Source organism: Halosimplex salinum (genome assembly GCF_003730195.1).
Lineage (GTDB): Archaea > Halobacteriota > Halobacteria > Halobacteriales > Haloarculaceae > Halosimplex > Halosimplex salinum.
The window spans coordinates 818,618-835,212 of sequence record NZ_QWGG01000001.1 but is presented as its reverse complement, the minus strand read 5'-3'; the positions used below and the strand labels follow the sequence as shown (position 1 = coordinate 835,212).

At 68.4% G+C, this 16,595-nt stretch carries 17 protein-coding genes; 13 read left to right on the top strand and 4 right to left on the bottom strand.

Annotated elements, in window-relative coordinates:
• Positions 1-28 precede the first annotated feature (28 nt).
• The 10 genes from D1409_RS04200 (at position 29) to gfo6 (ending at position 10,961) form a co-directional block, all read left to right on the top strand.
• Positions 29-829 (top strand): alpha/beta fold hydrolase, encoded by an 801-nt coding sequence (locus D1409_RS04200; RefSeq protein ID WP_123534832.1) that lies wholly within the window; start codon positions 29-31, stop codon positions 827-829.
• A complete protein-coding gene (locus D1409_RS04195) occupies positions 822-2,411 on the top strand; it encodes an AMP-binding protein (RefSeq protein ID WP_123534319.1) in 1,590 nt (529 codons plus the stop codon). Before D1409_RS04200 ends, D1409_RS04195 begins: the two co-directional genes overlap by 8 nt.
• Before the next feature lie 118 nt (positions 2,412-2,529).
• Positions 2,530-3,231, top strand: coding sequence for a helix-turn-helix domain-containing protein (locus D1409_RS04190; protein WP_123534317.1), 702 nt, complete (start codon positions 2,530-2,532; stop codon positions 3,229-3,231).
• A gap of 171 nt (positions 3,232-3,402) precedes the next feature.
• Positions 3,403-4,869 carry an ABC transporter substrate-binding protein gene (locus D1409_RS04185; RefSeq protein ID WP_123534315.1) on the top strand — a complete coding sequence of 489 codons (1,467 nt, stop codon included), beginning with the start codon at positions 3,403-3,405 and terminating at the stop codon, positions 4,867-4,869.
• A 2-nt stretch (positions 4,870-4,871) separates the two neighbouring features.
• Entirely contained in the window at positions 4,872-5,690 is an 819-nt protein-coding gene (locus D1409_RS04180) for an ABC transporter ATP-binding protein (RefSeq protein ID WP_123534313.1), read from the top strand.
• 70 nt (positions 5,691-5,760) lie between these two features.
• A complete protein-coding gene (locus D1409_RS04175) occupies positions 5,761-6,459 on the top strand; it encodes an ABC transporter ATP-binding protein (protein ID WP_123534311.1) in 699 nt (232 codons plus the stop codon).
• Entirely contained in the window at positions 6,456-7,496 is a 1,041-nt protein-coding gene (locus D1409_RS04170; protein WP_123534309.1) for a branched-chain amino acid ABC transporter permease, read from the top strand. The genes D1409_RS04175 and D1409_RS04170 overlap by 4 nt, the downstream gene beginning before the upstream one ends.
• Before the next feature lie 73 nt (positions 7,497-7,569).
• Positions 7,570-8,766 (top strand): branched-chain amino acid ABC transporter permease, encoded by a 1,197-nt coding sequence (locus D1409_RS04165; RefSeq protein ID WP_123534307.1) that lies wholly within the window; start codon positions 7,570-7,572, stop codon positions 8,764-8,766.
• Positions 8,763-9,779: a 3-oxoacyl-ACP synthase gene (locus D1409_RS04160; RefSeq protein ID WP_123534305.1), complete on the top strand. Its 1,017-nt coding sequence runs from the start codon at positions 8,763-8,765 to the stop codon at positions 9,777-9,779. Before D1409_RS04165 ends, D1409_RS04160 begins: the two co-directional genes overlap by 4 nt.
• Positions 9,780-9,893: 114 nt before the next feature.
• On the top strand, positions 9,894-10,961 hold the full coding sequence (gfo6, locus tag D1409_RS04155) for a D-xylose 1-dehydrogenase Gfo6 (protein WP_123534303.1): 1,068 nt from the start codon (positions 9,894-9,896) through the stop codon (positions 10,959-10,961).
• Positions 10,962-10,996: 35 nt separating this feature from the next.
• Here gfo6 and D1409_RS04150 read toward each other — a convergent pair whose 3' ends face one another.
• Positions 10,997-11,233 (bottom strand): hypothetical protein, encoded by a 237-nt coding sequence (locus D1409_RS04150; protein WP_123534301.1) that lies wholly within the window; start codon positions 11,231-11,233, stop codon positions 10,997-10,999.
• Between the two features lie 459 nt (positions 11,234-11,692).
• A complete protein-coding gene (locus tag D1409_RS04145; RefSeq protein ID WP_123534298.1) occupies positions 11,693-12,433 on the bottom strand; it encodes an HFX_2341 family transcriptional regulator domain-containing protein in 741 nt (246 codons plus the stop codon).
• 140 nt (positions 12,434-12,573) lie between these two features.
• On the opposite strand from D1409_RS04145, the gene D1409_RS04140 reads away from it, so the two are divergent.
• From D1409_RS04140 to D1409_RS04130, 3 genes are all read left to right on the top strand, one after another.
• Complete coding sequence (locus tag D1409_RS04140; RefSeq protein ID WP_123534296.1) at positions 12,574-13,470, top strand: hypothetical protein; 897 nt, start codon at positions 12,574-12,576, stop codon at positions 13,468-13,470.
• 53 nt (positions 13,471-13,523) lie between these two features.
• Positions 13,524-14,162, top strand: coding sequence for an NUDIX hydrolase (locus D1409_RS04135; protein WP_123534294.1), 639 nt, complete (start codon positions 13,524-13,526; stop codon positions 14,160-14,162).
• 116 nt (positions 14,163-14,278) lie between these two features.
• Positions 14,279-14,497, top strand: a complete 219-nt coding sequence (locus D1409_RS04130; RefSeq protein ID WP_123534292.1) for a hypothetical protein — start codon at positions 14,279-14,281, stop codon at positions 14,495-14,497.
• A gap of 106 nt (positions 14,498-14,603) precedes the next feature.
• On the opposite strand, the gene D1409_RS04125 is transcribed toward D1409_RS04130, so the two are convergent.
• Together D1409_RS04125 and D1409_RS04120 are read right to left on the bottom strand one after the other, a co-directional pair.
• On the bottom strand, positions 14,604-15,845 hold the full coding sequence (locus tag D1409_RS04125; RefSeq protein ID WP_123534290.1) for a mandelate racemase/muconate lactonizing enzyme family protein: 1,242 nt from the start codon (positions 15,843-15,845) through the stop codon (positions 14,604-14,606).
• Positions 15,846-15,986: 141 nt separating this feature from the next.
• Positions 15,987-16,535 carry a response regulator gene (locus tag D1409_RS04120; RefSeq protein WP_123534288.1) on the bottom strand — a complete coding sequence of 183 codons (549 nt, stop codon included), beginning with the start codon at positions 16,533-16,535 and terminating at the stop codon, positions 15,987-15,989.
• Positions 16,536-16,595 lie beyond the last annotated feature (60 nt).

Genomic DNA, 16,595 nt, shown 5'->3' with positions numbered 1-16,595 from the left:
GATGGGGAGCGAGTACGACGTGATCGACATGCCGTACGCGAGGAACGACGGGGCGCGGCTCGCCTACGAACTCGACGGGCCATCGGGGGCCGAGACGGTGACCTTCGTCGAGGGGCTGAGCTACGGGACCTGGATGTGGAACTGGCAACGCGAGGCACTGACGGAGTACCGGACGCTCGTCTGGGACAATCGGGGGACCGGCGACTCCGACGAGCCGGAGGGGCCGTACACCGTCGCCGACATGGCGGCCGACCTGGAGGCCGTCCTCGACGACGCCGGAGTGGAGCGAACCCACCTCGTCGGCGCGAGCCTCGGCGGGATGATCGCACAGCGCTACGCGCTCGACTACGACCGGGCCGAGTCGCTGGCGCTCCTCTGTACCATGCACGGCGGTGACGAGGCGGTCCCGATCCCCGAGGAGACACAGGAGCGCATGCTGAACGTCCCCGGGGAGTACGGACCCGCTGAGACCATCCGCTACAAGATGCGCCCCGCGTTCACCGAGGCGTTCTGGGCGGAGCACCCCGAAGTCGTCGACAGCATCGTCGACTGGCGCCTCGACACCGACCCCTCCGACCGGGCCTACCAGTGGCAGAGCGGGGCCGCCGTCACCTTCGACGCGAGCGACCGGCTCGACGAGATCGACCTGCCGACGCTCGTGCTCCACGGGACCGACGACCGCGTCCTCCCCGTCGAGAACGGGCGACTCCTCAGCGACGGGATCCCGGGTGCGGAGTTCGCCGAGGTCGAGGACGGGGGCCACCTCTTCTTCATCGAACGGGCCGACCGCGTGAACGACGCGCTCCGGGAGTTCCTGACCGATGCGTAGCCCGCAGGGGTGGGTCGGCGACTGGAGCGGCAAGCGAGCGGCGCTCTCGCCCGACCGCGTCGGGCTCGTGGACGCCGCCACCGGGACGGAGTACACCTACGCCGCGCTCGACCGCCGGGCGAACCGCTGTGCCCGGTTGCTTGCCGACCACGGCGTCACCCGAGCGGGCGACGGTGCCACCGACGAGGCGGGCGGGCGCGTCGCCGTCGTCTCTCGCAACCGCCCGGAGTACGTCGACCTGTTCTTCGCGACGGCGAAGACCGGCGGCGTGCTCGCGCCGCTCTCTCACCGGCTGGCCGCGCCGGAGCTGGCCGAACTGCTCGACAGCGTGGACCCCGCGCTGGTCGTCGTCGAGGAACCGTTCGCCGACCTCGTCGGGGCGGCCGCGGACACCGAGACGTGGGACGCCGACTGCCCGACCCTCTCGCTCCCCGTCGACGGCGCGGGGACGTGGACCGACTACGAGTCGGCCCTCCCCGACGACGATTCGTCCTTCGACGGGCCCGCCGTCGCGCCGGGCGATCCGCACCTGTTCCTGCACACCGGCGGGTCGACCGGGACGCCGAAGGAGACCGTCATCTCTCACGAGGCCATCGTCTGGAACTCCGTGAACACGATCACGGCGTGGGGCCTGCGCGACGACGACGTGACGCCGATGGTGTTCCCGATGTTCCACACCGGCGGGTGGAACGTGCTGACGATTCCGCTGGTCCACATGGGCGGACAGGTCGTGATCGACCGCGAGTTCGACCCCGGGCAGATCCTCCGGAGCGTCGAGGAGCGGGCGGCGAGCGTCCTCGTCGCCGTCCCCGCCGTCCTGCGGATGATGGTCGAACACGACCGCTGGGACGAGACCGACCTCTCCTCGCTCCGGTTCGTCAAGTCCGGCGGCGGCCCCTGTCGCGAGTCCGTCATGGACGCGTGGTGGGACCGCGACGTCGACCTCTCGCAGGGGTACGGCCTCACCGAGTGTGGTCCCAACAACTTCGCGATGCCGGACGACTGGCCGCGCGAGAAGGCGCATACGGTGGGCGTCGCGAACATGCACGTCGACGCGCGCGTGGTGGACGACGACGGCGCGGAGTTGTCGCCCGGTGAGATCGGCGAACTCGAACTTCGGTCGCCCCACGCCGCCGACGGCTACTGGGGCGCGCCCGAGGAGACCGCCGAGACCTTTGGCGAGTGGGTATCGACCGGTGATCTCGCTCGCGTCGACGCCGACGGCTACGTCTCCATCGAGGGCCGCAAGAAGAATATGTTCGTCAGCGGCGGCGAGAACGTCTACCCCGCCGAAGTCGAGGACGCGATTGCTGACCATGCGGCGGTCGCCGACGTGGTCGTCGTCCCCGTCTCCGACGAGCAGTGGGGGCAGGTCGGGAAGGCCGTCGTCGAACCCTCGGCGGAGAGCGGCGCCGACCCCGCCGTGGACCCGCCGCTGGCGCTTGACGAACTCAGGGAGTTCCTCGACGGCCGCCTCGCCCGGTTCAAACATCCCCGGTCGCTCGCGTTCGTGGAGGAACTTCCGACAAGTGGTCCCTCGAAGATAGACCGCGACGCCGTCGAAGCCGAGTTCGGGGAGTAGGAGGCTTAGAACCCGGCAACCCCCGCCCGGTAAGAGCCCCCTATACCCCATAATACCCACGAGGGTAGAATCATTTATGTTCGTGAGGGATGTGGTCCGAGAGTAGGGTGCCCCGCGTATGATCGATATCGCGATGGACATGGAGCAGTACGACTGCCCGTTCATCGACACGACGGCGGACCACGGGGTCGCCTTCTCGGCGATCCACTGGGACTTCGACCGGTCGCGGCGGGAACTGGAGACGCGGATGGTGGTCGAGGGCGGCGACCGCGACCAGCTCTCGAACGGGCTCGACGCGCTCCGTGGTCACGACAACATGCACGATTACTCGCTCCTGAGCCGGCGCGACGACGTGGCCCACATCAAGACGGTCATCGACGAGACCGCGGCGATGCAGACGATCCGGGGCAACGACGGCTACATCACCGGTCCCTTCTACATCGAGGACGGTAGCGAGGTGTGGCACGTCGGCTTCGACCGCCCCCGACAGGCCGACGACACGCTCTCGGAACTCGACCGCGACAACGAGTTCGAGGTCGTCGAGCGGACGAACACCGCCCTCCCGGACATGCAGGACCTCGTCCAGAACGCCGGCGCCGCGATGACGCTCATCCAGGGCTGCGAGGACCTCTCGGAGACCGAACGCGAGACGCTGGAGACCGCCGTCTCCTCTGGCTACTTCGAGTCCCCCCGTGACGCGACGCTCGGCACGCTCGCCGACGAGTTCGACGTGTCCAAACCCGCCGTCTCCAAGAACCTCCGCCGGGGCCAGCGCAAGATGATCCAGCGAGTCGTCGACGCGCTCGACGACCTGGAGTGACTGCCCGCACGCGACCGCTTCTCCCTCCGCCGAACTTCTATCGACCGGACCGCACTCCTACCGACCGAACCGCACTCCTACCGACCGGACCGCCGTTTCGCACTCCCGAACTCGTTCGTTAACATGTGAACCCGAGGGGATATGGAGTCTACTGCGCATATTATAGACATCATGCGAGAGCATATCACGCGGAGACGGGCGCTGAAGTCGATGGGCGTGGCCGGTGCGGTGGCGCTGGCCGGCTGTTCGGAGAGTGACGGGACACCGACCGACGGCGACGGCGGGGACGGTGACGGTGACACCGGTGACACCGGCGGCGACGGCGGAGACGGCGACACGGACGGAGATTCCACGATGAACGGGACACCGACGGGCACGCCGAGCGACGTATCGGGAGAGATGACCATCGGCGTCCTCCAGCCGATGTCGGGAGACCTCTCGTACTACGGCCAGCAGAGCGTCTGGGGCTTCCTCTCCGGGCTGGCGTACAAGGCCGGCGAGGACCCGCCCGAGGACCCCGGGACCGGCGAGACCACCGTGTCCGTCGGCGACGTGGACTATCGTCTGCTGGTCCGCGACACGGGATTCACCGCGGACGGCGCGCAGTCGGCGGCGACGACGCTGGTCCGGGAGGACGAGGTAGACATGCTCTTCGGCTGTTCCTCCTCGAGCGCGGCCCAGCGAGTGATCGGGCAGGTCGTCACCCCCTCGCAAGTCCCGTACATGGCCGGGCCGGCGGCGTCGGCGGCGATCACCTCCGACGGCGAGAGCTGTAGCGACATGGTGTACCGGGCCAGCGAGAACACGGCGATGGACGCCCGCTCCGGCGGGCGGTACGTCGCCAACGAGACCGACGTGTCGACGGTGTACCTGTTCGGCGCGGACTACAGCTTCGGGCGTGCGGTGGTCAACAACTACCGGACGGTTCTGGAGGCCGAGGGCGTCGAGATCGTCGGCGAGCGGTTCGTCGAACGCGGCTACGCCGAGTGGGACGGCCTGCTGGACAACGCCGAGGAGGCCGGCGCCGAGGGTATCGTCGGCGGGTTCACCGTCGCGACCCTGCCGAACCTGTTCAGTTCGTTCCTCTCGGGCGACTACTCCTACCGAGCGTTCGGTGGGTTCGCCACCCGGATCACCAACGCCGTGGTCGGCAACACGATGAAGAACGTCCTCGGCGAGCCGCTGACCCAGGAGAAGATCCAGAGCTCCCAGCTCGGACCGTTCACCACGCGCTACCACTGGAACCAGTACGACAACGAGATCAACGACTCGTTCGTCGAGACGTACACGAACGCCTACGGCGTGGTCCCGGATCTGTTCACCTCAGGGACGTTCACCGCCGCATCGGCCATCCACCAGGCCGTGCAGTCGTCGGGCTCGACCGAAGGCGCCGACGTCGCCGGTGCGCTCAAGGGGATGACGGTCGCGGACACCCCGAAGGGCGAGGACGCCTACACGTTCCAGGAGTACAACAACCAGGCTCGGTCGGAGATGACCGTCGCCGACCCCATCCCGACGCAGGACGAGTGGGCGGAAAGCTGGGCCGCGGACATCCAGCCCGGCGAGCCGAAAGCGCGCATCTCGGGTGACGACGCGACCATCCCGGCCGACAGCCCGGACATGGACTGTTCGCTGTGAGCATGCTGCGGACGACAGGACTCACGAAGCGGTTCGGCGGCCTCACCGCCGTCGACGAGGTGGACTTCGAACTCGGTACGGAGCTCTGCTCGCTCATCGGCCCCAACGGCGCCGGCAAGACGACGTTCTTCGACCTCCTGACCGGGGTCCTCGAACCGACCGCCGGGTCGATCGAGTTGCGACGCGACGGCGACTGGGTCGACGTGACCGACGCCTCGCCCGACGAGACGGCCGCGATGGGCGTCCACCGCTCCTACCAGATCACGAACGTCTTCCCGACGCTCACGGTGCTGGAGAACGTCCGCGTGGCCGCGCAGGCCCACGGCGACGACGCCGCGACGTTCTGGCGCAACGTCGACGCCTACGACGAGTACGTCGCCGAGGCCCGCGCGGTCCTCGAACGGGTCGGCCTCGCCGACCGCGCCGACGACGTCGCGCAGAACCTCAGTCACGGGGCGAGTCGCCAGCTAGAGGTCGCCGTCGCGCTCGCGGGCGACCCGGACGTACTCCTGCTCGACGAACCAAACGCCGGCGTCTCCTCCGAGAGCGTCGGCGACATCGTCGACCTCATCGAGGACGTGGCCGAGGACCACGCCGTCCTGCTGGTCGAGCACAACATGGACATCGTCATGGAGGTCTCGGATCGAGTCGTCGTGCTCAACCAGGGCGCGGTCATCGCCGACGACGAACCGAGCGCCGTCCGCGAGAACCCGGCCGTGCAGGAAGCCTATCTGGGCGGCTACGAACCCGGCGACCTCGAGGACCGGAACGCCGACGAGTCGGGAGCGGGCCGCGACACCGACTCGGGAGGCGTCGCATGAACGGGAGGCGTCGCATGAACGGGAGGCGTCGCATGAACGGGAGGCGTCGCATGAACGGGGGGTCGTCGGCGTGACCCTCCTCGAACTCGACGGCGTCGAGACCTACTACGGCGAGAGCCACGTGCTGGAGGGCGTCACACTCTCCGTCGACGAGGGCGAGGTGGTGGCGCTCGTCGGGCGAAACGGCGTCGGCAAGACGACGACGCTCCGCTCGATTCTCCAGTTGACACCGCCACGGGAGGGCAGCATCGAGTACCGCGGCGAACAGCTCGTCGACCTCGAGACGCACGAGGTGGCCGACCGCGGCGTCGGGTGGATCCCCGAGGACCGCCGGATCTTCTCGCAACTCACCGTCGGCGAGAACGTCCGGGTGGCGATCCCCGACGACGCGGACACGGGCGAGGCGCTCGCGATCGCCTTCGACACGTTCCCGATCCTCGAAGAGCGACGCGACCAGGAGGCCGGCACGCTCTCGGGCGGGCAACAGCAGATGCTCGCGCTCGCGCGGGGCCTCGTCGGCGAGAACGACCTCCTCCTCGTGGACGAACCGAGCGAGGGGCTCGCGCCGCAGATCGTGGCGGACGTGGCCGAGGCGCTGAACGACGCCGCCCGCGAGACGACCCTGCTCGTCGTCGAGCAGAACCTCCCGCTGGCGCTCGATCTGGCGGATCGGTTCTACGTGCTCGACAAGGGCCGGGTCGTCGACGACGGCGACACCGCGGAAGTCACGGCGGACGACGAACGACTCAGGAGGTATCTCTCGGCATGACGGTACCCCTGCTCCTGCCGGAACTGGCCGCGTTCGCCCTCCAGACGGGCTTCGTCGACGGACTGGGCCAGTTCCTCCGCCCCACCAATCTGGTGAGCGTGCTCGTCGAGGGGCTGGCGAAGTCGGCCATCTACGTGATGATAGCCAGCGGCCTCACGCTGATATTCGGACTCATGGGCGTGCTCAACTTCGCCCACGGGTCGCTGACGATGATCGGCGCGTACCTGGCGGGCGTCGTCATGGTCGTCCTCGTCGGGAGCGCGACCGGGCAGTGGACGCGGCTCGCGTACTTCTTCGGCGCGCTCGTGGTCGTGTTCGCCGCGCTCTCGCTCCTCGGCGGTATCATGGAGGTCGGACTGATCCGCGAACTGTACGACCGGCCGCCGATCTACCAGATCCTCCTGACGTTCGGGCTGACGCTCGTCCTCGAGGAGGTCGTCCGGATCGTCGTCCAGTTCTACGGGCTCCAGCCTATCTCCGAGTGGCAGGGCGCCCTCGGCACGAAGCCGGCGTTCCTCGCGACCGACCAGTCGCTCGGACCGCTCTCGATTCGCGGGCTGGCGGTGTTCGAGATACTGCTCGGCGTCGCGACGGTCGCCGCCATCTGGGCGTTCCTCACCCGGACCCGGTACGGCCTGTACATCCGCGCCGGCAGCGAGGACGCCGAGATGGCCGAGGCTCTCGGCATCGACGTGCGGCGCGTCTTCACGGTGGTGTTCGCGCTCGGTGCGGGTATCGCCGGCGTCGCCGGCGCGCTCCTGATGTGGGACCCCGTCTGGGGCGCGAGCGTGCCGCTCGCGGCGGAGACGCTCCTGCCGGCGTTCGTCGTCGTCATCATCGGCGGCCTCGGTACCTTCCGCGGCACCGTCGCGGGCGCGCTTGTCGTCGGCATGGCCGACGCGACCACGACCTGGTGGTTCCAGAACGTCGTCACGTGGACGTGGCTCCCCGAGATGGCCGTGTTCCTCATCCTCGTCGGGATGCTCGTCGTGAAACCGCAGGGGCTCTACGGCGTCGAGGAGGTGGGGGGCCATTAGCTCCGTCACCCGCTGGGCCGAGGAGCGTGGCGTCTCCTGGCCCCTCGACCACCTGCGGAGCCAGCAGGTCCACATGCTGGTGATCCTCGCGCTCGTCGCCTATCCGGCCGTGTACCACCTGCTGACGAACTCGCCGGTCGCGAACCTCGCCGTCGCCGTCCTCCCGCGGATGGACTCGATGGTCGCCGTGCTGTACTTCGCGCTGTTCGCGATGTCGTTCGACTTCATCAGCGGCTACACCGGCTACCTCTCGTTCGGCCACGCCGCCTTCTACGGCACCGGCGCGTACGTCGTCATCCTGATCGCCAACGGCAAGGTCCCGCTGCTCCCGCCGGGAACGCCGTTCGTGGTGTCGCTGTTGATCGCAGCGGTCCTCGCCGCGCTACTGGCCGTCGTCATCGGCCTCGTCTCCTTCCGGCTGACGGGCGTGTACTTCGCGATGATCACGCTCGGGTTCGCGCAGGTCATGTACGTCTTCGTCCGCGGCTGGGACTACGTGGCGAGCAATCCCCGCGACGGCCCCGCCGTGGGGTCGACGCACGCCGAGGGCTTCGGGATCGGGATCCCCTTCGTCGACCAGTTGAACCTCGCTATCGGGAGTTTCACCGGCGACACGGTGACGCTACTCGGCCACGAACTCGGGACGTACACCGTCTCCTTCTACATGGTCGGGCTGGTCGTCCTGCTCTCCTATTTCGCGATGCAGCGGGTGATCCACTCCCCCTTCGGCCGGGTGATGATCGCCATCAGGGAGAACGAGGAGCGAGCGGAGGCGATCGGGTACGACACGTTCCGCTACAAGCTGGGAGCGTTCGTGATGAGCGCCTTCTTCGGCGGCGTCGCCGGCGCGCTCTTCGCGGGGTTCAGGCGCTCGGTCACGCCCGAGAACACGTTCTACTTCCTGGTGACCGGTGACGCCCTGCTCGCGAGCATCATCGGCGGGTTCGGCACCCTGGCCGGCCCGCTGTACGGCCACCTGTTCGACCACGGCGTCCGCGAGTTCCTCTCGAACCGCGGCCAGGGCGGCGGGCTCCTGCCGTACCTGCAGGAGACGCTGAGCGAGGGACTGCTCACGACGCAACTCCCCGGCGGGATCAGCGTCCAGGGGTTCATCCAGGCGGCGCTGAACGGCCACGCCAGCCTCTACGTCGGCATCGTCTTCGTCCTGGTCGTCCTCTACGTCCCGAGCGGCATCCTCGGGACGGTGCGGAGTCGACTCGGCGGCAAGCTCTCCGAGACCCTGCCCGCCCGAGTGTGGGGTGACCGGTGACGGTCCACCTCACCGGCGTCGGGACGACGCTACCCGACGAGACCATCGGCGGCGCAGACATCGCCGAACGGAGCGGGATTCCGAGAGACGTGGTCGTCGAGAAGATGGGTATCCGCCGGAAACACGTCTGCCGGAACGGGGACGAACAGCCGAGCGACATGTGCGTCGAAGCGGCGGCGGCCGCGCTCGCCGACGCCGACTGGGACCCCGCCGACCTCGACGTCGTCTGCTATCACGGCAGCGAGTACAAGGACCACGTCGTCTGGAGCCTCGCCGCCGACGTGGCCGACCGGATCGGCGCGACCGACGCCTACGCCACCGAGAGCTACGCCCTCTGTGCCGGCGCGCCGGTCGCGATCCGCGAGTCGAAGGCCCAGATCGAGGCCGACGCCCCCGACAAGATACTGCTCGTCGCGGCCAGTCGCGAGGAGGACCTGGTCGACTACGAGGACCCCGACACCTCTTTCACGTTCAACTTCGGGAGCGGCGCTTCGGCGATGGTCCTGGAGCGGGACACGCACGAGCGCGCGCTGGCGACCGTCCACGAGAGCGCGGCCGTCACGGACGGCAGTTTCTCCCGTGACGTGATCGTCCCCGGCGGCGGCACACGCCATCCGGCGTCCCGCGAGACGGTCGACTCGGGGATGCACGCGCTCCGGGTGCGCGACCACGCTGAGATGAAGGAGCGCCTCGCCGAGGTGAGTCTCCCGAACTTCCTCGAGGTGGCCGACACGGCGCTGGACCGGTCGGGCTACGACCGCTCGGCGCTCGACTTCGGGGCGATCACCCACATGAAGCGCTCGTTCCACGCCTACCTCTGCGACGAACTCGGGCTCGACGACCGGGGTCACTACTACCTCGACGACTACGGGCACGTCCAGAGCGTCGACCAGGCGCTCGCCACTGAGGAAGCGCGCTCGCGCGGGTGGCTCGACCGCGGTGACGTGGTGCTCTATCTCGCGGCGGGCACCGGCTACACCTGGGCGGCCACAGTGCTGGAGTGGCGGGGCTGACCCCGCATTGAACGGAGCCGGTTCTCGTCCGATCATGCGGAATCTGACGGCGCTGGCCGGTGAATCTTGAGTGGCTTCGTATCACTTATGCCGGTCGCGTGCGCCCACTCGCTCATGGATCTGCACGAGTACTTCGACGAGTTCACGACACGTGACTGGCCCCAGGCGGACGAGGGGACGGTACGCTTCGCGATGGTGGGGCTCGGCTGGTGGACCCTCGACCACGCCATCCCGGCGACCAACGATCTGGAGCACCTGGAGACGACGGTCGTCGTCTCCTCCTCGACCGAGAAGGCCGAGGGCGTCGCCGAGGACCACGAGACGATCGAACACGGACTCACCTACGACGAGTTCCAGGACGGCGTGGCCACCGACGCCTACGACGCCGTCTACATCGCCACGCCGAACGCCCTCCACCTCCCCTACGTCGAGGCGGCGGCGGAGTTCGGCAAGGACATCCTCTGCGAGAAGCCCCTCGAAGCCAACACCGAGCGCGCGGAGAAGGTCGTCGCGGCCGCCAGCGACGTGACGCTCGGCGTCGAGTACCGGATGCACGTCCAGCCGGCCGTGCGGATGATGCGAGAGCTGATCGACAGCGGGTTCATCGGCGACCCGACGCTCGTCCACGGCAACATGTCCCAGCTCCTCCTCGAGATCAACGACAACGAGGACCAGTGGCGGCTCAACCCGTCCCTCGCCGGTGCCGGGGCGTCCGTCACCGATCTGGGCGTCTACTCGATCAACACCTCGCGGTTCGTCCTCGACAGGGACCCCGTCGCCGTCTCCGGCGCCACGTGGTCCGAACACGACGCCTTCGACGAGGTGCCCGACGAGCGGGCCGCCTTCACCGTCGAGTTCGAGGACGGCGTCCTCGCCTCCTGCACCGCCAGCCAGAACGCCCAGTACGCCAGCAGCCTCCGCGTCGTCGGCACGAAGGGCGAACTCCTCCTCGAAGACGCCTTCCTCGGCGACGAGCGCGTCCTGACGGTCACCCGCGGCGACACCACCATCACCACCGAGTTCGACCAGATCCAGGAGACCAAACGCTCGCTGGAGTACTTCGCCGACCACGTCCTGACCGACACCCCGATCCTCGGCGACGGCGAACACGGTCTCGTCGACCAGCAGGCCATCGACGCCGTCTACGAGGCGGCCGACGAGGGCGAGCGCGTCGAACTGTAACGGTCCACCGAGCGTTTCTGTGGCTCGAGACGTCGCTACGAGTCGCGACTCCCCGCCTCCTGTGATGCGAAATCACCGACCCAGGTCAGAGCGCTCGCGAGAGCGACGGTCCCTCCAGCTACCCCGGCGAGCGCGAACAGGAGACCGTCCTGATAGCCGGAGACCACGTACCCGGTGTTCGCGAGCGTCACCACACCGACGCCGAGTACGAACACGAGACTCATCAACCAGCGGCGGATCGACCTGAGCAACGCGACTGTCTCGGAGGGCATCGCCAGCACTTCTGGGACGACCGGCATAATTCCGCTGATACCCGGTTTCAGTGGCACGTCCGCTTGCCGGCCGATGATCCCCTCGTTCTCGCCGTGGAGGTGGATCCGTCGAGCCCAGTTTCGAGAGACGCTCCACTGGAGACGACGTCGACGAAAGAGCGGAGCGACCGGGCGACCGGTCGCCCCGTCAGAGGCACAGGTGAGTCAGTTGCCACGCGATACACCAGCGGCGCAGTCCGGTGAGGAGACCGGCGGAGGGCCGAAGCGCGGGGACCTGACAGGGTGGCTCGGATGCCGCCCCACCCACCGAACTGCGCGCACTAGCAGGTAGCCGCCGTCGGTATGTAATTACTACCCGAGTACTATCTATTGTGTCGACACCGTTCATACTATACGAACTATCTGAACTGTTTGCGGAACGGGGACTGAACGGGCCAGGGAGAACGGGCCAGCGACGGCTCAGAGCTTGTGACGGAACGCGTGGAGGACGTTCTCGCCGGTGTCGGTCAGGCGGATCTGTTTCTGTCGGCCGACGCGTTCGACCTCGACGTAGCCGTCGTCGACCAGCGGGTCGACGATGTTCGCGTTCAGGAGGGCGAACTTCGCCTTGTCGTTGGCGGGGTCGGCGTCGGCGATGAAGGAGAGTTCGGCGGTCTCCGCGTAGTCGATGAGATCCGATTTCTTCGCGGTGTACGTGTCGTCGTTGGTCGCTTCCAGGTAGTCGAGTATCGCGACCTGGTCGCGGGAGACCGCCTCGATGGGGTACGACGGGAGCACTTCGTCGCCGCGCATCCCCCGCGTTCGCGGGTTGGTCTCCAGGTCGGGGACGTGTTCCTCGACGCGGACGTAGTAGGCCGTCGCGTCCGTGGCCATGCAGGCGATGGCGCTCCCGATGGCCGCGAGTTTGCCGCCGCTGGAGACGTTCACCCGGACCACGTCGTCGGAGTGGTAGGCCGCGACGGTCGTCACGACCGCCAGCACGTCGTAGAGGTCGCTCAGATCGGTCTCCCGGAAGCGGATGGTCCGTCCGTCGGCTTCGAGTTCCTCGACCAGGGCTTCCTGGTAGGGGGTCAGCGGCGTGTGCTCGCCGTCGGCCGCGAGCAGGTAGACCACGTCCGCGTCGTGCTTGCGGACGGGCTGGAGGATCCGGTCGTGCTCGTACCCCAGCGGCACGACGTGGACTTCGTCGATGGTTCGCATGCGAGGGAGCGCGTCCCCGACCGACGAGAGCGTTTCGGTGAGCCCCCGTCGGTCGACGCGCCCGCACCGGTGCGACGACGCTGCGGGTCGGTCCCACGTCCCCGGAACGCACTTGAGAGCGCCGGGAAAATCGACGGACGATGACGAACGCCGGAGGCCCGAGCCGCGAGAACGTCGGCGGCCCGAGCCGCGAGACCGGCGGCAGCGAGGCGACGCACGAGGTCGTCTGTCGCGGCGACCCGGCGGACGCGGTCGCCGCCGACACCCGACTCGTGTCCGTCGGCTGCGAGTTCGGCGACGAGGCGCTCCTCGCGACGACGAGCGACGACCTGCTCGACCGGAGTCCGCACACCCAGCGAGTCCTCGACGACGAACTGGAGCGACTGCCCGACGGCGCCGGACTCCGAGGTGACGGTCCGACGTGGCGAGCGACGCTCCCGGGTGACGCCGACGCGCTCCGGCGTGGGCTCACGGTCGACACCGAGGAGTCGGACGGCGATCCCCTCGGCGACGCGCGCTGGCGGGTGTGGGACGTCGAAACCGTCGAAGTCCGCCGCGACGACGAGTGGATCTACCGGTCGGTCCCGCACCACTCCCAGATGGAACTCGACGGCGAGGGGGCTCCCGGACTCGTCGAACGGGCGACCGAACGGCTCGCGGAGCTGCCGTGTGCCGTCGTGCCCACGGGACCGGTCGCCACCTGGGAGGACGGCGGCGAACTCGACCACCGGAGTCTCCGGTTCGAGACGGGGTCGGGCGTCTCGCTCCGTCACGTGCGACGCGTCGCGGTCGACCGGGACCGACGCGAACTGGTCGTCGACTGGGAGCCCCTCCGCGAGCGCGTCGAACGCGAGCCGAGTCGCGTCCTGCGGACGGTGCTTCGCGCCTTCACGTGGACGCTCTCGCGGGTGACCGACACGGAGTCGCCGCCGCGGCGACTCGCCTTCGCCGACGAAGCGTCGTTCGACCGCGCGGCCGAGGGGATCGAGATCGTTCGCGACAGGGTCGGCTACGAGTTCGACGTCGTCGACGCGTGATCGAGAGGACCGCTGCCGCCAGTCTTTATATCCGCACCGGCCACTGTTCCGACATGGACCGGATCACGGACCCGGAGACGCTACGCGACGACCCCGGCGTCGACTTCCGCGAACAGGAACGCGTCGTCGGCGACGAGGAGTTCGAGACGGCGATGGAGGGCGCGGAGGACCAGAGCGGCCTCGTCGTCGTCGGCGTCGAGAACGAGGACGGCGAGCTCCTGCTCGTGGACTCGGAGTGGGTCGACGGCTGGACGCTCCCCAACGGCCCGGTCGGCGTCGACGAGGACTGGGCCATCGCCGCCGACCGCTGGAGCGAGGACGCGCTCGGCTTCCCCGTCCAGATCGGGACGCCGGAACTGGTGATCCGCACCGAGACCCGCCCCGAGAGCGGCGGTGAGGGCGTCGTCGGCTACACCGTCGCGTTCGGTGCCTCGCTCGTTCCGGGGATGGAAGACAGCGGTGCGATGGGGCCCGGCGGCGCGGTCGGCGGTGGTCCGCCACCCGGCGTCGGTCCCGACGACAGCGGCGCCGGCGCGCCGCCCGGTGGCCCGCCGGGCGGTGCGGGCGGTAGCGGCGGCGCACCCGGACCCAGCGGCGTCGACGCGGCCTCGAATCTCGACTGGTTCGAACACGTCCCCGACGACGTAGCGCCGGGCCACGATGCCCTCGTCCGGTTCTTCGTCGAGCGGTAGCCCAGAGCCGACGAGGTGACCGGGACACCGGCCGAAACGGCGGTTCTCCCGGGGACGCCGCCGATCCTTGCCAGACCACCTGAAGATATTTACGACAGCCGGCGTCTCGGTCCCGTATGGACGACTCGACCCTCCGGAGTCGGCTCGACGCGATCGAGCGACGGCTCACGCTCGTCTCGTGGTTGCTCGCAGGGATGTACGTGTTCGGTACCGCCTGGCTCCTCGTGGAAACGTTCGATGCCGTTACCGTCTACTCCGCCGCGGTCGGTGTGGTCGCTCTCGCCGTCGTCGCGTCGATGAGCGGCGTGTACCGGCGGCGACGAGCGAGGCGATGAACGCGGTCTGGCGGGCGAATTGCTCGAACGGTCCCAGTTCGGCGACGCGTACGCTTCGTCGAACACCGACAGACCACCTTCGCTCGTCTGTCGAGCGCGACTTCGGCTATGCCTCGTCGAAGAGGGTCTCGCCGGAGACCATGTGCTCCTCGACGGTGTCGAGGTCGAGCGTCACGCCGAGACCGGGTTCCTCGGGCACGTCCATGTAGCCGTCCTCGATGAGGCCGTCCTCCTGCACGAGGTCCTCCCACCAGTCGAGTTCGTAGGAGTGGTACTCGACGGCCAGCGAGTTGGGCACCGCGGCGCCGACGTGGGCGCTGGCGACGGTGCCGACCGGCGAGGAGACGTTGTGCATCGCGACGGGGATGTAGTACTGGTTCGCCACGTCCGCGATCTTCCGCGTCTCGCGCATGCCGCCGATCTTCGGCATGTCCGGGGCGACGATGTCGACCGCCTGACTCTCGATGAGTCGGCGGTGCTCGGTGACCCGGTAGCGGTTCTCGCCGACGGTGATCGGCGTCGTCGTGGAGTCGGTCACCTTCTCCTGCACTTCGAGGTTCTCCGGCGGGACGGGGTCCTCGAGCCACCACACGTCGTAGTCGTCGATGGCTTCGGCCAGGCGCTCGGCGGAGTTGGCGGAGAACGTCCAGTGGCAGTCGAAGGCCACGTCGGCGCGGTCCTTGACGCGCTCGGTGACTTTCTCGACGATCTCGGCCTTGTGACGGATCTCGCCCGGGCGGAGGTGGCGATTGGCGCGGTCCTTCTCGTGGCCGGAGGGGACGTCGAGGTCGAACTTCAGGGCGTCGTAGCCCAGTTCCTCGACGACGCGCTCGGCCTCGTCCGCGCAGGCGTCGGGGTCTGCCTCCTCCTCGGTGTGGCAGTCACAGTAGACGCGCATCCGGTCGCGGTACTTGCCGCCGAGCAGCTGGTAGGCGGGCACCTCGATGATCTTGCCGGCGAGGTCGTGGAGCGCGACGTCGATGCCGGAGATGGCGCTGACGGTGACGCCCTCGACGGAGCCCTCGCCGGACATCTTCTGGATCAGGTGTTCGTACAGGCGGTCGATGTCGAGCGGGTTTTCGCCGATGAGGAACGGCGTCATCCGCTCGATCAGCTCCGGGATGCCCGCGCCCCAGTACGCCTCGCCGGTGCCGACGATGCCCGCGTCCGTGTAGATCCGAACGAGCGTCCACGGGAAGTTGCCGTCGACCATCGTACACTGTACGTCGGTGATCGCCACGTCTCGGCCGCCTCCGCGCTTGGCGCCGGCGCCCATGGTCTCGGCCGACAGTTCTCGCATCGTGTACTCCGCGTTGGGATCGTGGAGATCCCTGTAGTTACGTCCCATACCGGCGCTACTTGTGGGCAATACTAAAGTCTGGATGAATCCGATCGCCGCGTTCGCCTCTTCGGAACGGCGGCCCGGATTCGACCCCCGATCCGTCGCGACCGGCGGGTCGGAGCCGAACGCGACGGCGCCGAGAAACGGTCAGTCGTCGACCGCCGCGTCGGCCTCCTCGGCCTCCTCGGCCTCTATCTGTGCCTCCAGTCGGTCGAGTCGCTCGACCAGTTCGTCGTACTCGTCGCTCTCGGCGAGTTCGGCCGGGTTCTTCTCGACGCGGAGCGTCGCGACTTTCGCCGCGAGCGCGTGATACTCCCGGACGACCGTCCGCTTGTCGAGTCGATTGACCGTCTCCGCGACGACCGACTGGAGCTCCGCCCCCTTGACTGGCTTCAGCAGGTAGTCGTCGAACCCCATGTCGACGATGTCGAAGCCCGGATCGACCGCCGTCACCATCACGACCCCGCACGTCAGGTCGCGCTTCCGGATGCGCTCGAGGACTTCCTGTCCCGAGAGTCCGTGCATTCGCCGGTCGAGCAAGACGACGTCGACGTCCTCCGTCACCAGTTCGAGTGCTGTGTGTCCATCGTACGCCGTCAGCACTTCGTACGACTCCCCCAGTTGACTCGCGTACACGTCCGCGACGGCCTCGTTGTCGTCGACGACCAATACGGTCGCTACCCCCCCTCGTACCATGGGGTTGTGTTGGCGGGTACCCGATTTAGGGTTTTATAATAGAATCTGACACGTTCGGGT

Coding starts and splice junctions, on each gene's coding strand:
- D1409_RS04200 (WP_123534832.1), top strand. CDS start 29: ATGCCGTACGCGAGGAACGACGGGGCGCGGCTCGCCTACGAACTCGAC.
- D1409_RS04195 (WP_123534319.1), top strand. CDS start 822: ATGCGTAGCCCGCAGGGGTGGGTCGGCGACTGGAGCGGCAAGCGAGCG.
- D1409_RS04190 (WP_123534317.1), top strand. CDS start 2,530: ATGATCGATATCGCGATGGACATGGAGCAGTACGACTGCCCGTTCATC.
- D1409_RS04185 (WP_123534315.1), top strand. CDS start 3,403: ATGCGAGAGCATATCACGCGGAGACGGGCGCTGAAGTCGATGGGCGTG.
- D1409_RS04180 (WP_123534313.1), top strand. CDS start 4,872: ATGCTGCGGACGACAGGACTCACGAAGCGGTTCGGCGGCCTCACCGCC.
- D1409_RS04170 (WP_123534309.1), top strand. CDS start 6,456: ATGACGGTACCCCTGCTCCTGCCGGAACTGGCCGCGTTCGCCCTCCAG.
- D1409_RS04165 (WP_123534307.1), top strand. CDS start 7,570: ATGCTGGTGATCCTCGCGCTCGTCGCCTATCCGGCCGTGTACCACCTG.
- gfo6 (WP_123534303.1), top strand. CDS start 9,894: ATGGATCTGCACGAGTACTTCGACGAGTTCACGACACGTGACTGGCCC.
- D1409_RS04150 (WP_123534301.1), bottom strand. CDS start 11,233: ATGCCCTCCGAGACAGTCGCGTTGCTCAGGTCGATCCGCCGCTGGTTG.
- D1409_RS04145 (WP_123534298.1), bottom strand. CDS start 12,433: ATGCGAACCATCGACGAAGTCCACGTCGTGCCGCTGGGGTACGAGCAC.
- D1409_RS04140 (WP_123534296.1), top strand. CDS start 12,574: ATGACGAACGCCGGAGGCCCGAGCCGCGAGAACGTCGGCGGCCCGAGC.
- D1409_RS04135 (WP_123534294.1), top strand. CDS start 13,524: ATGGACCGGATCACGGACCCGGAGACGCTACGCGACGACCCCGGCGTC.
- D1409_RS04130 (WP_123534292.1), top strand. CDS start 14,279: ATGGACGACTCGACCCTCCGGAGTCGGCTCGACGCGATCGAGCGACGG.
- D1409_RS04125 (WP_123534290.1), bottom strand. CDS start 15,845: ATGGGACGTAACTACAGGGATCTCCACGATCCCAACGCGGAGTACACG.
- D1409_RS04120 (WP_123534288.1), bottom strand. CDS start 16,535: ATGGTACGAGGGGGGGTAGCGACCGTATTGGTCGTCGACGACAACGAG.